This window comes from Snodgrassella sp. W8158, from assembly GCF_016100435.1.
Classification (GTDB): domain Bacteria; phylum Pseudomonadota; class Gammaproteobacteria; order Burkholderiales; family Neisseriaceae; genus Snodgrassella; species Snodgrassella alvi.
In genome coordinates, this window is record NZ_JACFSM010000002.1 from 749107 (window position 1) to 763978 (window position 14872).

General features: G+C 41.8%; 11 protein-coding genes. 2 read left to right on the plus strand and 9 right to left on the minus strand.

Annotated features, from left to right (window positions below; translation table 11 throughout):
* Positions 1–12: 12 nt before the first annotated feature.
* A complete protein-coding gene (gene ptsN / locus H3V11_RS07920) occupies positions 13–468 on the minus strand; it encodes a PTS IIA-like nitrogen regulatory protein PtsN (RefSeq protein ID WP_084548494.1) in 456 nt (151 codons plus the stop codon).
* Positions 469–618: 150 nt separating this feature from the next.
* Positions 619–1449, minus strand: coding sequence for a 4-hydroxybenzoate octaprenyltransferase (gene ubiA / locus H3V11_RS07925; RefSeq protein WP_100125657.1), 831 nt, complete (start codon positions 1447–1449; stop codon positions 619–621).
* Positions 1450–1704: 255 nt separating this feature from the next.
* Here ubiA and H3V11_RS07930 point away from each other — a divergent pair, with 255 nt between their 5' ends.
* Positions 1705–2172, plus strand: coding sequence for a histidine phosphatase family protein (locus tag H3V11_RS07930; RefSeq protein ID WP_084551968.1), 468 nt, complete (start codon positions 1705–1707; stop codon positions 2170–2172).
* 38 nt (positions 2173–2210) lie between these two features.
* Positions 2211–2567 carry a YkvA family protein gene (locus H3V11_RS07935; RefSeq protein ID WP_084565700.1) on the plus strand — a complete coding sequence of 119 codons (357 nt, stop codon included), beginning with the start codon at positions 2211–2213 and terminating at the stop codon, positions 2565–2567.
* Positions 2568–2586: 19 nt separating this feature from the next.
* On the opposite strand, the gene H3V11_RS07940 is transcribed toward H3V11_RS07935, so the two are convergent.
* From H3V11_RS07940 to rbbA, 7 genes are all read right to left on the minus strand, one after another.
* Positions 2587–3312 carry a glutamine amidotransferase gene (locus tag H3V11_RS07940; protein ID WP_198224160.1) on the minus strand — a complete coding sequence of 242 codons (726 nt, stop codon included), beginning with the start codon at positions 3310–3312 and terminating at the stop codon, positions 2587–2589.
* A 184-nt stretch (positions 3313–3496) separates the two neighbouring features.
* Positions 3497–5089 (minus strand): bifunctional aspartate transaminase/aspartate 4-decarboxylase, encoded by a 1593-nt coding sequence (locus tag H3V11_RS07945; RefSeq protein ID WP_025330768.1) that lies wholly within the window; start codon positions 5087–5089, stop codon positions 3497–3499.
* 30 nt (positions 5090–5119) lie between these two features.
* Positions 5120–6820, minus strand: a complete 1701-nt coding sequence (gene aspT, locus H3V11_RS07950; protein WP_198224162.1) for an aspartate-alanine antiporter — start codon at positions 6818–6820, stop codon at positions 5120–5122.
* Between the two features lie 894 nt (positions 6821–7714).
* A complete protein-coding gene (locus H3V11_RS07955; protein ID WP_198224164.1) occupies positions 7715–9271 on the minus strand; it encodes a patatin-like phospholipase family protein in 1557 nt (518 codons plus the stop codon).
* A gap of 157 nt (positions 9272–9428) precedes the next feature.
* Positions 9429–10907, minus strand: a complete 1479-nt coding sequence (locus H3V11_RS07960) for an efflux transporter outer membrane subunit (RefSeq protein ID WP_078474904.1) — start codon at positions 10905–10907, stop codon at positions 9429–9431.
* A 31-nt stretch (positions 10908–10938) separates the two neighbouring features.
* Entirely contained in the window at positions 10939–12066 is a 1128-nt protein-coding gene (locus H3V11_RS07965; RefSeq protein ID WP_037394999.1) for an ABC transporter permease, read from the minus strand.
* A complete protein-coding gene (rbbA, locus tag H3V11_RS07970) occupies positions 12067–14871 on the minus strand; it encodes a ribosome-associated ATPase/putative transporter RbbA (protein WP_198224166.1) in 2805 nt (934 codons plus the stop codon).
* Position 14872: the final 1 nt, after the last annotated feature.

A 14872-nucleotide genomic window follows, 5' to 3' on the forward strand; every position in this document is an offset into this window, starting at 1 on the left:
AGTAATGTTTCCTTATACCTGTTCTGCTATCAGTATTTCACGCACACTTTCGGCACTGGAAGCAGACAATAATGCATTGCGTACAGATTTTTGTGAAAATTTTCCGGCCAGTTCCGATAAAACATTCAAATGCTTGCTTGATGCATTTTCCGGTACCAATAGTATAAATACCAGACTGACGGGTTGTTCATCCGGAGCATCAAATGCGATGGGTGTTTGCAGGCGGAAAAACGCACCTACCGTATCTTTTACTGCACCGGTACGCCCGTGCGGAATGGCCACCCCCTTACCTAGTGCGGTTGAGCCCAGCTTTTCGCGTGCAAACAAACAATTAAAAACATCTTCCTGCGACAAACCTGCCTCTTCGGATAATAATTGACCGGCTTCTTCAAACAGACGTTTCTTACTACTTACATTTAAATCAAGAACCACATGTGAAACCGGTAAAATATCCCCAATTAAACTCATGCTCATATTCAATTCCTATCAAACTGCACTGTACAGCCGGCTAATCCGGAAAGGGGACTAATTTACTTTGCTGAATCAGATACAATTTATTTCAATACAATCAAATTACAAAAATTATCTCTTATTTCTACCCGATAATGTTTTCATTGCTCATGATTTGCCTATCCAGTAATGCAGAAGCAATCCAATAAACAGGATAAGACCAATCCGGTTATTACGAACAAACATGGTAAAGCATATTTTGCGGTCTCTTGTACGAATATTGAGCCATTGACAATACTGCAAAACAGATACAATTACCAGTGCCAGCCAGTACCAGATAGTGGCGTGAATCTGCCAGCCAGCCAGAATCATCAGCAGATCAAACCCTGCATGACACAACATAACAGCAGTAATATCGTGATTACCAAAAGTAATTGCAGATGTATGAATGCCGATTTTTAAATCATCTTCCTTGTCTGCCATGGCATATATAGTGTCATAAGCTAAAGTCCACAATGTATTGGCAGCCAGTAAAATCCACGCAATCATCGGCACATGATTAGTTATCGCTGCAAACGCCATAGGTATCCCAAACGAAAATGCCAGACCAAGATATAATTGCGGTAAAGGAAAAAAACGTTTAGTAAACGGATATGTCATGGCTAGAAATAGTGCGGGAATACTCATCAGCCAGGTAAGCCGATTCATAGGCAGTAAACAGAATGCAGACAAAATACACAATAATAATGTCAGTATGAGCGCTTCTTTTTTACTTACCTTTTTTAAAGCAAAAGGTCGTTGACAGGTACGATCAACCGCACCGTCAAAATCGCGGTCTGCATAATCATTAATCACGCAGCCGGCACTGCGCATTAAAAAAGTGCCGATTGTAAACAGCAGCACGATTAACCAGTCCGGATATCCGTCTGCAGCAATCCATAAAGCCCACCAGGTTGGCCATAACAGCAATAACGTACCAATCGACCGGTCTATTCGCATTAACTGTATATAGACTTGAAAGCGCTCAGCCAACTGCCCGTTTTTTTTATCTTGCAGTTTCCTTTCTACAAAAAATCGATTCACACCTGTCTTTCAATGTTAATGCATGATTAAAAAATACAAAGATAGCCTCTGCCACATTGCCAGAACACTACTGATGCTACTACTATCAGAAAGAAGTCGGCAAACCAAATAATTGTAGCATAAGCATAACAGCTAACTGCACTCTGAAACCATAATCCAAAGGAGTAAGATATGGATTTAATTTTATGGCGTCATGCCGAGGCTGAAGACAGCCGCAATGATATGGCACGAAGATTAACAATTAAAGGTCAGCAGCAGGCAAAGTCCAGTGCTCAATGGTTGCATCAGCATTTACCGGATAACTTTCAAGTTTTCTGCTCAGAAGCAGTAAGAGCACAGCAAACTGCAGAATTTCTTAAACAGCCTTTGACTATTAATAAATTACTGAATCCTGACAGCCATCCGCTTAATCTCGCTACTTTTCTGCAACAGCAGAACGCTGCTTCTTCTGCACAGATATGGGTAGGTCATCAACCCTGGATAGGTCAGTTCTGCGCTTATTTGCTCAACGGCATCTGGTTACCGCAGCAATTCTGGTCAGTGAAAAAATCAGCTTTTTGGTGGTTTGATGTCCGTTTTTATCAACAGCGCCATCAGGCACGGTTAAAAGTCGTTCTTTCACCCGCTGCTTTAAAATAAACCATACAGATATAATCTGCAAATGAAAGCATATAGCGATGAGTTGGTTACATAAAAATGTCAATATCGGACATAATCAGTTCAATGAGAAAAGCTTTTTCACAAAGCTTAGTAAAAATGCCTTAATTCTGGGTAAACCCGTAATGGTGCAGCTATACACCTTATATCTGCTTTTTAAATCAGCAGAAACACCGCTACGCAGTAAAATGCTGATATTGGGTGCCCTGCTCTATTTTCTCAGTCCTATAGATCTGATTCCCGATTTACTCGGACCAATAGGATTTACTGATGATATTGCGGTTATTACCATGGTATACAGACAGCTGCAAAAAGCCATCACACCGGCACTAAAAGCTCAGGCTGAAACAGCTATTTCCCGATTCTTTCACCGTTAAACCATACCTTCCTGCTAAGCTATTCAATATTATTTTGATATAGCCGTATCAGTTTATCCATAAAAATAAAAAGCTGCTGGTTCATAACAGAATAATCAAAAGATCTGATTTCCTCTGCTGACTGAATAAAAGGATAATCAGCTGCTTTCTCCAATTCAGATACAGAAGCTGCAATTAATTTATCAATAGCTTTTGCATTCAGCTCCAGATGACACTGAAAACCGTATACCAACGGTGCATAACGGATAATCTGACGCGGACAACCTTTACTATAGGCAAGCACTTGTGCCTGTTCGGTCAGACCCGGCATATCACCATGCCAATGTGCCACTAGCATTTCTTTATCAAAATGAGAGATAAGTTCATCCGCCATACCTGCATGAGTTAGATAAATTGGAAAATAACCAATTTCTTTATTAGGACTGTGTTCATACATTCCGTTTAAAGCCTGCCCGATTAATTGGACACCTAAACAAATACCAAGCACAGCCTTACCATTATTAATGGCACTGAGAATCAGACTTTGCTCTGCATTAGTATCAAAATAAGGGCATTCCTCAATTGTCGTAACTGGTGATTGCGGCCCCCCCATAATAATCAGCATATCGAAACCAGCTGCAGATTCGGGTAATTTGTCGCCAAGATAAACGCGTGAATGCGAAATCTGATAATCTCTACTGATTGCCCATTCTTCACAAGCTGCAGCTTCTTCATAATCCTGATGAATAATAAAATGTACCCGCAATTTTATTCTCCTCCATATACAATAAAATCAGAATGAACCAGTTAAACTATACGGTTTTTTCCGGTAGATATCCAATTATAAAAGGATCTCCATTTATCAGATTTTTGATTTACGATATAGCCAAAGCAAATATAATAGCGCCGCACAAACAGTGCGGCGCTAATTTAAGCTAGGGTAAAATTAATTACTTGCTGGCTTTAAATTCTTCATGATATTCACAAGCCAGTTTATGCAGAGATGCACCAATAGCTTTGTACTGATATTCATTCAGATTGGCTAATGAAACACGACCGGATGGGTGACGTACGGCAAAACCTTTACCCGGTAACAATACTACGCCGGATTCATCCGCAATTCTGAACAGCAGTTCATTCGGATTTTTGGTTTTAACAACCCATTCAGCAAACTCATCACCATACAGCTGACGTGCAGTATCTTCCATATCAACCAGAGTGTAGTAATCCACACTGTTTTCATTAAACTCATGTTTAATACCCAGCTGTTTGTACATGGCAGCACTGCGGTTGCGAATCAGAGCCATCAGAGCATCTTTATACTGTTTCTTGGTATCCATCATTTCGGCCAGAGAGAACAGTACCATCTGCACCTGCTGTGGTGTAGACAAACCGGCTGTGTGGTTCAGAGCAACAGCACGGCTGTCAGCAACCATACGGTCGATCAGTTTCAGTTTTTCCGGTTCCGGAGTAATAGACAGATAACGTTTGTGCAATACCTGACGTTCTTCTTCAGGCAGCTCAGCAATTTTCTTGTCCAGTACATTTTCTTTGGCCATGGCAATGACACCCAAGCGCCAGCCGGTAGCACCGAAGTATTTAGAGAAAGAGTACACTAAAATAGTGTTGTACGGGCACAGAGTAAACAGAGATTCAAAGTTCTCAGCAAATGTACCGTATACGTCATCAGTCAGAATAATCAGATCAGGACGTTTTTTCACGATGTCAGCAATAATCTGCAGACTGCGGTCGTCCATTTTCACTGAAGGCGGATTGGATGGGTTAACCAGATAGAATGCCTTGATTGAGGGATCTTCCAGTTTGCGCAATTCGCTTTCAGGATACTGCCAGTCCAGTTTCGGATCAGCATTGATCAGAACTTCTTCCAATTCATAATCGTTCAGTTCAGGAATTTCCAGATATGGTGTGAAAATTGGTGCGCCCAGAGCAATTTTATCGCCATGACGAATCAGACCATTCTGTTTCAGAGAACTGAAAATGTATGCCATAGCAGCAGTACCACCTTCAGTTGCAAACAGATCGATATCGTCATTAGACATCGTTTTAGCACCCATTTCTTCCAGAATATAGGTTTTAACGATTTCTTCAGACAAGCGCAGCATACGGTCAGGTACAGGATAATTGCAACCCAGAATACCTTCAGTCATTTCCAACAGGAACTGATGCTGATTGTAGCCAAGCTGGTCACGTACATAGGACATGGCTTTGCTCAGAAAATCAACGCCTGGTTTGTGGCGGTTACGACGGATAAAGTCGTCAAAACGTGCCATCAGATCATCTTTAAACGGCATGCCGCCGATATTCTGATCCAGGAAAGAGAAAGAAATTTCAGACTCTTCTGCAGCAAACAAACCTAATTCAAAAAAGGCATTGCGTGGTAAAGTAGCTAAAAAGTTAGGATTACCACGACCGGCGTTCAGCATCATCCGATCGTTGCGGCTCTGTGCCAGATCAATCAAGTGATTTTTCAACTCAAACGGGCTTAAATTAGCATATTTTTCAAAATCATGTTTTGAAGTCATAATAGTTTCCTCAAGAAGTTAAAGCACATATCAAACAAGAGCCACAATCAACGGACCTAACAATGTCAGGAACACATTGGCTAATGCATATGTAACAGCAAATGGAGTAGTCGGAATTGCATTGCCTGCTTTATCCAGAACTTCACCAAATGCAGGATTGGCACTGCGTGAACCGGCCAAGGCACCTGCAAATACAGCTGCATTGTCATAACGGAGCACATAGCGACCAAAGAAAATAGCCAGAATCATCGGAACCAGAGTAACCACCACACCAATCAGGAACAGAGTCAGACCATGTTCTCTAATAGTGGTAATTGCCTGTAAACCTGATTGCAGACCCACAACAGATACAAAGCCGGCCAGACCAAAGTCCTTCATGAACTGAGAAGCCGCAGCAGGCATATTGCCGAATGTCTGTTTACGGGCACGCAGCCAGCCAAAGAAAAGACCGGATAACAATGCACCACCACCGGCACCAAGCGTAATCGGAATATTGCCGATACGAATTACTACCCAGCCGATAATCAGACCAAGTACTACGCCCAGACCGTGATAAGCCCAGTCGGTTTTACTATTAACCGTAATAGGTGCACCGATAATATGTACAACACGGTTAATATCACTGGTAGAACCGTAAATGGTCATTACATCGCCCAGTTTGAACTCTGTATCAGGTGTCAGATCTATTTTTTCACCATTGCGATGTAGTTCAATCAGGTAGATACCATGCTGAATTTCAAAGTCTTTATCGCTCATATGAACTTTGGAACGAATTTCAGCCATGGTTTTATTCGCATACTCAGGGTTGCGAAAAACCACATTTTTAGTATCAACAATGACTTCCAGACCCGGCTCGGCATCCAGTTCACGGCCGAATAAAGTGCTGACAGAAGTCACAGCTTCACGACGACCAACAATCAGGATGATGTCTTCCCGTTTCAGAATCGTAGACGGAGTGCAGTCAATCAGATTACCGTGACGTTTAATGCGTTCGATAGTTATACCCAGATTTTCTAATTCAATATCTTTGATAGATTTCTGAATATCATGTTCAACCACATAGATACGTCCCACCATCTGCGTAATTGCCATCCCCTGATTACCTTCCAGTGCCATAGCACCTTTCAGTTGTTCAGCTTCAGCAGCTACCGCATCATCGCGAATATCCCGACCCATGATTTTCGGTAACACATTCATACAAATTATGATTGCGCCCAAAGAACCAAAGATATATGTCACCGCATAACCAATAGCTACATTAGCCTGTAACTGTTGTAACTGATCGGCAGGCAGACCCATATGTGTCAGAGCATCAGCAGCCGTACCCAGAATTGCTGACTGGGTTAAACCACCGGCAGCCAGACCAGCGGCCAGACCTTTATCTAGATGGAACAGGCGTGCCATAATCATTACCGTAATAAAGCCGGTAATGGCGATAAACAATGCCAGAAAAATTTCACGCAGAGTTTTTACACCAAGTGAACGGAAAAACTGAGGACCGCTTTCATAACCCACAGCGTAAATAAATAAAGTAAACAGCAATGCCTTAAGACCAGAATCAATGTGAACATTGAGCAGGCTCAAAACCACTGCCACCAGCAGGGAACCGGCAACCCCGCCGAGCTGGAACTTACCGAAGCGTATATTGCCCAGCAAATAACCCAGACTTAACGACAGAAACATCAGAATAACCGGTGATTCCTGAATATTAGTCAATACCCAATTCAACATATGTCTACCTTCTCCTGAAAGAACGTAGGCTAGTGTGCGCTCGTGCGCTTTTAATTTTTGTCTAAATATTCATATGTACGAAAATTAATGATAATTTTGGTATTTTGTTAACAACATTGGCATTTAATTAATCCAATTAATCGCGTTTAATTACTATGTAAGAATAATTTCACATTCATGCACCAATACTGTTTTTTGCTTTTTTCAACTGATTTTAAAGAGAAAAGTTAAGATTTTGTTCAGAATTTTTTATTAATATATTAATATAATTTAGAACTATAATATCTATATTGAATAAAATTTATTAAATAATCTGTTATTCTTATATCTTAATAGCCAATAAAATAATTTATTTCTAATTGAATATATTTAATCAAAATGCATATTTAATTATTAAACTATATAAACTATTTTTCAATACGATTGATAATCTCTAACATATTGAAATGATAATAAGAATCCTGTTTAACAACTACGCTGAACAGTCAGATTTCTGTTGCCATTTCACAACAAATCATCTATTTTTTCTAAAAAAAATGATATTAAAATTAACACAAATTGCTAATTAAAATATCCATTCCAAATTATAACTAATTAAAACCATTTAACTACATAAAGTTTACATAATTATTTTTTGATTTCTCAAATTTGAATTTTGGCAGATGGTTTTATTGATAAGGGTTTACTTCATTGACATCTATACCAATAACTCTTTAATACTTAAAATAAATCAATTCAGACAAGAATTTTAGCCTGACATATACACGCTATATCTGATAAGAGCCTGAGTATTTCCAGAAATGAATATAAAAAAAGCCTGAATAATTTTCTTTCAGGCTCTTTTCAAACAATCAAACAGATAAAAGTATCTGCTTCACTATACAATAAAATTTTTCAGCGAAATAAAGGTAATGATTCAGTATTGATAAAATTAACCACATTACTCAAATTATTTTGAGGATTATCTTCTGCATTCGGTTGATCTGTAGCATCTGCTGAATCATCACCATCATCAGATTCTTCATCATATAAACTAAATGCCTTTGTATCAGTATCGGATGAATCTACACCAATATCTTTAATCAGCCGATGATATTCGGCAGACTGGGCTAATAGCTCTTTCGCAGCTTTACGCAAATTATTCACTTCACTGCGTGCCAGATAAAACGTTGTTGGTATATGAATTACTTTATCCCTTAAAGGGGAAGAAGGTAAATCCAGTAAATTCACACTTATATAGTATACCCGCGGTGTACCCTCACTGCGATTTTCATTCCACCAGTCTACATATTTCTGAAATTGATGCTGAGTATCTTCTGAATACTTCTCAATCGGAATACTGGTTAAAGCTCTCACGACTTCAGTAGTTCCGGGAACACTGGCGCTACTGTCAATTTCATTTTTGCGCTGTGTCTGGGCGTTGACATTAATAATGATAATTTTATGAATATTCGCTGATTCCAGCTGGTCATACAAAGTTTCATTACTATATAACTCAGTTGTGTCCAGCAAACTGCGTAATCCGAGATTATCCGTTAATCCACCATCCAGTAAATGAATATAAGGTCTTTTCTGACTATCCTGATATTGCTTGAGATTATTACGATAAGCTGTGCGTGTCTGAGCACGGAAAGCTGTCGTGCCGGTAGCATCAGCATTATTACTATCAACCAGATTATCTGGTAACTGATAATGGCAATTACCGCCATTGTTATTCAGAGTTACCGGTGCAAAAACCAGTGGCACAGCACTGGATGCCGCTACGGCACGGGAAATGGGTAATTTAGTTAAATCAATGCAGAGTAAATCAAAATACTCCTGCGTAAAATCCAGCCGGCTGCCCAAACTCATATCAGTAGCACTAATTACCACAAACGGCCCCTTACGTTTATTATTTAAATCCGCATAAGTAGCGCCATGATATAAATGTAAATCCAGCTGTTCCTGTAACAAATCACCGCGACCAAACTCCGGTGAAGCCAGCCGCGACCAGTTAGCCATCGAAAAAACCTGACCAACTAACATTTTCTGCAAATTTAAATTGAGAAAATTTTGCTCAAATTTCGGTATTGTATCGGCTCCGTGTAATCCAAAATAAGTAGCTAAAACTGAGCCTCCGGATATACCATAAACCACATCAACCGTATCAAGGAGACTCACCTGTTTACCGTCTATTTTTACTTGCTGCTTTTTCAGAGATTCCAGAACCCCATAACCAAACGCAGCTGCACGGGTTCCGCCACCGGAAAGCATCACAATACCGATTACATCGTCTATTTTCTTCGCATCATTGTTTAACAATGCATGTTGTATACGATAACCCTCCTGTTCATCAATATGATCAATTGTGTCTATAGGCTGATATTGCAGTGTAGAACAGGCACTCAGGCTCAATACGGCAATCAGTATCAGCAGGTACCATCTAACAGATCTCGTAATACTTAGCGGCATTACAGCTCCCGGAGCGGAAAATATCAGGATACCTGATATATTTTGATTAATTAATAATTGCTATTATCATGTAATCTATCAGTGTACCATTACTGCCACTTATTCATACAAACAGAAAATTAAACGATAACATAATTTTCAGCTTAATTATCTTAAATCAGTTTTCATCAGTAATTTGCCAGCCACCGCCTAATGCCTTATACAGATTAACCAGATTACGTGCCTCTTCCAGTTTGCCCTGAATTTGCTGATCATCCAAATCTTCTGCATTCAGGCGTGCCCGTAAACTGCGGTCCAGGGTCATATCGCCATAGCGAAACAGTTTTTCAGCCGCACCAGCCTGACTGGCAGCCTGCATTTGAGCCTCATGCATTAACCGGTTTTGTTTATTCAGACTAAATTGCATCTGATATGCACTATCTACTTCAGCCAGAGCCTGTAAAATCATCTGGTCATATCCGGCAATAGCTGCCTGTAACTGAGCATCAGCCCGCTCAATATTATGTTTGATTCTGCCTGCAGTAAACACAGGAATAGTCATGCTTGCATTCAGCAAACCGGCCGTATTTTTTAAATATGAAGTACTGCTGTCTAAATGTATTTGTCCGGTCTGCCATAAAAAATTAAGCGAAAATCGTGGCAGACGGTCAGCTTTAGCACTGGCTAAACCGGCACTCATCGCTTTCACCAGATTTTCCTGAGTGCGGATATCCGGTCTCCGGGTAATGAGATCCAGTGGAACCTGTCCCGCCGGAGCAGAAGGTAAATGCTGAAAAATATCCAAAGACGCAGGCGCAACCACAAATCCTTGCGAAGACTGACCGGTCAATACTGCTATATTGCGCTGATAAACATCAGCTTGTGCCTGATAAGTAGCAATTTTTGCCTGCATAGCTGAAAGTTTTGCCGCAACTTCTCTGACATCATAAGCCGATGCCTGACCTGCACGAAAACGCCCTTCCGTATATCGCTGCAATTGCTTAAGAGTAGCAACACTGTGCTCACCTACTTTTACCCGTTGCTGCATTGCACGCATTTTCAGATAATTATCGGCAATTTCACTGCCAAGCATCATCTGCGCACCATGCCAGCGTTCTGTTTCGCTCAGGCTCAGATAATGCATTTCATCAGCATCACTGCGTTTTTGTCCGAATACATCCGGCTCCCAGCTGGCTGTAAAACCTGCCTGAACCGTATTACCATGAACATGCCGGCGATTATTACCCAGCGGCGAACCAGTTGCCTGCAAGTAATCCTTTGCATTACCAATTGCCGGTAAGTTTAAATCTTTAAGTGAATTATCACCATTGTAACGATGTAATCCTCCGCTACTTTCCACACCTGCTTGCGGTCCTAAATCAGACTCAGCCATAGCAGCACTGGCTCGTGCTGCAAGCATATTTGCTTTCATTTTGGCCAGATTCCGGTTATTTTTTAATCCGGTTTCAATTAACTCATTCAATACCGGATCCGGCCAGCTTTGCCACCAGCGGCTGATATCAGCTGAGCCGCGTGCTGCCGCATTCTGATCAAACTGCTGTGGCATACCGACAGTAGATTTCACCTGAATATCAGTTCTGCCGCAACCTGCCACCAATCCTAAAGCCAGTAATACAGACAACCATGTTTTATTCATCACCATACTTCCCTAAAATCCGGTGTAAGCATCAGGAATGCTGTGCCAGCATGCCACGAAATCGCGATAGCGCCAGAGCCAGAAACAACACACCCATTATGCTCATCATCAAAATTTTCGGCCAGACAATATCCAGACCGGCATTCCGAAAGAGCACATCCTGACTAAACTGAGTAAATTGAGTTTCCGGTGAAAACCAAGTTATATACTGAAAAACTGCCGGCATACTTTCCAATGGCGATTCAGAGCCCGAAAGTAAACGCATTACCACATAAATCGGCAAACATAACAAACCAAACTGCGGCATGGTAGGAGCCAGCGTTGCAAACCAGATACCCAGAGACGCCACAGAAAACAAATAAATAAACATGCCCATACTAAATAAAAATATTGAGCCGTTTATCGGTATATGCAGCCAGCCCTGAATAACCAGCCATAAAGACAGCAGAGAAGCTACTGAGATAACCGCACCATTAGCAAAAATCTTGGCCATCACAATTTCACTGGGTCGTACCGGCATAACCAGCAACTGTTCTATCGTACCGTGCTCTTTCTCACGGATTACCGCGGCACCGACCAGAATAATCGCCAGTAAAGTCAGATTGGATACTACATTCATCGTAGCGATAAACCATGAGGATTCACCATTAGGATTAAACTGAATATTTAACACCGGCGTAACCGGAGATAACTTCACTGCAGACTGCTGATGTAAAAAAGAACGTGTCTGTGCATCAATAATCTGGCTTAAATAATTAAAACCTATACCAGCCTGAGTTACTGACGTTGCATCAGCCAGCACCTGAATGGTAGGAGACCGTCCTGCGACCACATCGCGTTCAAAATTGGCCGGAATATCCAGTACAAAGACATAATCACCTTTATCCATAGCCGCATCAATTTCTTCACGCTTTACTTCTACCGGCTGTTTAAAATAAGGTTCCAGCAAAGAATCACGAATTTGGTAAGACAAAACACTGTGATCAGCATCCATAATGGCAACTGAAGCATGGCGCACTTCGGTAGTAATACTGGTTGCAACTGAGTAAATGGCTAAAGACAGCACGACTACCATTAATGCAATTAAAACCACATCACTCAGCAGGCTTTTCAGCTCCTTTACACTCAGCACCCATACATTTTTAAACCATTGCAGCATCTATACCTCCTGCTTCTTCAGTAAGCAGCCGGCCAGAAAAACGTATACCAGACAAAATACCATTAATATCAAGTAATAATTAATAAAGTCCAGAAAGCCTAAGCCTTTAGTAAAACCGCCTAAACTGATTAACTGATACCATGCAGTCGGGAAGCTCCAGCCAAACCAATAATTAACCCCGCTGAGTGTAGACAGCGGATACAGCAGACCGGAAAAATTCAGCGCTGGAATTAATGATAAGATTGCCGAACCGAAAATGGCAGCCACCTGCGACTTTACAAAGCTGGAAATCAATAAACCGAAAGCTGTCGCTGCAAATATCAATGCCAGCGCACCCAGACTCATCGCCAGAAAACTGCCACGCACAGGCACACCCAATGCCACTACGGCCAGCCATACGAGAATCAGATAGCTGAGAAAAGAAACAAACACATAAGGAAGCTGTTTACCAATCAGAAACTGTCTAACCGATGCGGGGGAAGTATACAAATTAGTAATTGAACCGATTTCCCGTTCTCTGACTACCCCGAGAGCCGTCATCATTACCGGTATCAGCATCATAGCCATCATAATCATACCGGGGGTAATTGCAAAAATACTTTTAAAATCCTGATTATAAACATAGCGCGGCGCGATCTGCGCAGCCGGCTTAAGAGAGATTGGCAAACCTGTTTCAGTCCATTTCATCGCTGTATAGTTATTTAGTGTCGATAAAATAAAACTTTTAATATTTTCTGCCATAAACGGCATCGTACCATCAATATAAAAGCCTACTTCCGGCTTATTGCCACGCAACAGATCACGACCAAAATGCGGCGGGATATCAATCACCATTCTGGCATTGGAAACCTTAAGCGTATTATCAATCTCAGCAGCACTGTGAAGATTGCTGGTGAAAGTAAAATAACGCGAACCCTGAAATTGCTCAATCAAAGCGCGGCTTTCTACCGTCTGATCCCTATCTATTACCGCAAATTTAACATGCTCAACATCAAAAGATACTGACCATGCTGCCATCATCATTAACACCACCGGTCCGAACAGAGCAAAGAATAAACGAATCTTATCCCGCAGTAATTCCTTGCCTTCGCGTACAGCAAATGTCCATATAGTCTGTAGCCAGTAAGCCAGGCTATCAACATCCGTTGTTTTACCCGAAGATTGACCAAATCCGCTTTCATGCGCGGTGTTTTGGGTTTCTTTTGTATCAGAAGCAGATACCTGAGATTTAGGCTGATTTTTATCTACAGCCTCCTGCAAATAATCAATAAATGCGGTTTCAAGATCATCTGTATCCTTACTTTCACACAGTTCTTCTGGTGTCCCGATAGCCAGAACCCGCCCCTGATGCATGAATGATATCCGGTCACAGCGCTCCGCTTCATTCATGAAATGCGTAGAGACAAAAATAGTAGTGCGATGATTTCGTGACAAATTTAGCAGATGATGCCAGAACATATCTCTGGCCACCGGATCAACCCCGGATGTCGGCTCATCCAGAATTAATACCTGAGGATGATGCAGACAGGCTGCTGCCAGCTGCAAACGCTGCCTGATACCCAGCGGCATTTCACTGGGCTGAATATCTGCAAATTCAAGCAGATCAAATTCCTGCAAAGACTGCTGAACAGCAGAATCAATCTGGGCAGCATCCATACGGTATAATCGGGCTGAAAGTACCAGATTCTGTCGTACCGTTAACTCTTCATATAAAGAAAACGACTGCGACATATAACCGATTTTCATCCGTGTCGTCATATCATTGGCATTAACCGTATGACCTAACAGCTCAGCAGAACCGGAGCTGGCATCCAACAGCCCCGTCAGCATTTTCATGGTTGTTGATTTACCACAGCCATTTGAACCAAGAAAACCAAAAATTTCGCCTCGCTCAATCCTGAAACTAACATTATTGACAGCAATAAAATCACCAAACCGTTTGGTTAAATCTTTTGCCTCAATCGCCGGAGGAGAGTCTTTATCCGGAACAAACGTCGTTAGTTGCAGACTGCCCGATTTATTCTGTTTATTTTCGGGCAAAAGTTTTACATAAGCCTGTTCCAGCGTATCCGTATGGGTATCATCTAAAACCTGCTGAGTGGGCGCATTGACAATCAGACGACCATTATCCATTGCCAGCAGATATTCAAAGCGCTTTGCTTCATCAAAATACGCCGTGGCCACAATCACCGTCATATCTGGATTTTCTGCCCGCAATTCATCAATCAACTGCCAGAACTGCCGACGGGATAACGGATCCACCCCAGTAGTTGGTTCATCCAGAATCAGTAATTCCGGATTGTGCACCAGCGCACAGCATAAACTTAATTTCTGTTTCATGCCTCCGGAAAGCTTACCGGCCGGCCGGTCAGCAAAAGGTGATAATCCTGTCGCCTGCAACAAACGCGCAATGCGTTCGTGACGCATTCGTCCGCGCAAACCGAATAAACGAGCATGAAAATCTACGTTTTCATTAACCGACAATGTTGGATAAAGATTCTGACCAAGCCCTTGCGGCATGAACGCAATCCGGTGGCTTAGCGACTGCCGGCTATGCTTGTCCGCCATACTGTCGCCAAATACCAGTACCTCGCCCTGCTGAATAATTTTTACACCGGCAATCAAAGACAGTAAAGTAGACTTACCTACACCGTCCGGACCAATCAGACCCACCGTTGCACAGCGCCGAATTTGCAATGATACATCCTGCAATGCCTTCGTCTGACGGTACTGATGAAAAACATGGCGTAAATCTACAGCCCATTCTTCTCCTGTTACAGCCTGCTCTCTGGCCGTACTATCCATA

Bases quoted from the DNA above. Each gene is read 5' to 3' on its own strand.
- ptsN (WP_084548494.1), bottom strand. From the start codon at position 468: ATGAGTTTAATTGGGGATATTTTACCGGTTTCACATGTGGTTCTTGAT.
- ubiA (WP_100125657.1), bottom strand. From the start codon at position 1,449: ATGCGAATAGACCGGTCGATTGGTACGTTATTGCTGTTATGGCCAACC.
- H3V11_RS07930 (WP_084551968.1), top strand. From the start codon at position 1,705: ATGGATTTAATTTTATGGCGTCATGCCGAGGCTGAAGACAGCCGCAAT.
- H3V11_RS07935 (WP_084565700.1), top strand. From the start codon at position 2,211: ATGAGTTGGTTACATAAAAATGTCAATATCGGACATAATCAGTTCAAT.
- H3V11_RS07945 (WP_025330768.1), bottom strand. From the start codon at position 5,089: ATGACTTCAAAACATGATTTTGAAAAATATGCTAATTTAAGCCCGTTT.
- aspT (WP_198224162.1), bottom strand. From the start codon at position 6,820: ATGTTGAATTGGGTATTGACTAATATTCAGGAATCACCGGTTATTCTG.
- H3V11_RS07955 (WP_198224164.1), bottom strand. From the start codon at position 9,271: ATGCCGCTAAGTATTACGAGATCTGTTAGATGGTACCTGCTGATACTG.
- H3V11_RS07960 (WP_078474904.1), bottom strand. From the start codon at position 10,907: ATGAATAAAACATGGTTGTCTGTATTACTGGCTTTAGGATTGGTGGCA.
- H3V11_RS07965 (WP_037394999.1), bottom strand. From the start codon at position 12,066: ATGCTGCAATGGTTTAAAAATGTATGGGTGCTGAGTGTAAAGGAGCTG.
- rbbA (WP_198224166.1), bottom strand. From the start codon at position 14,871: ATGGATAGTACGGCCAGAGAGCAGGCTGTAACAGGAGAAGAATGGGCT.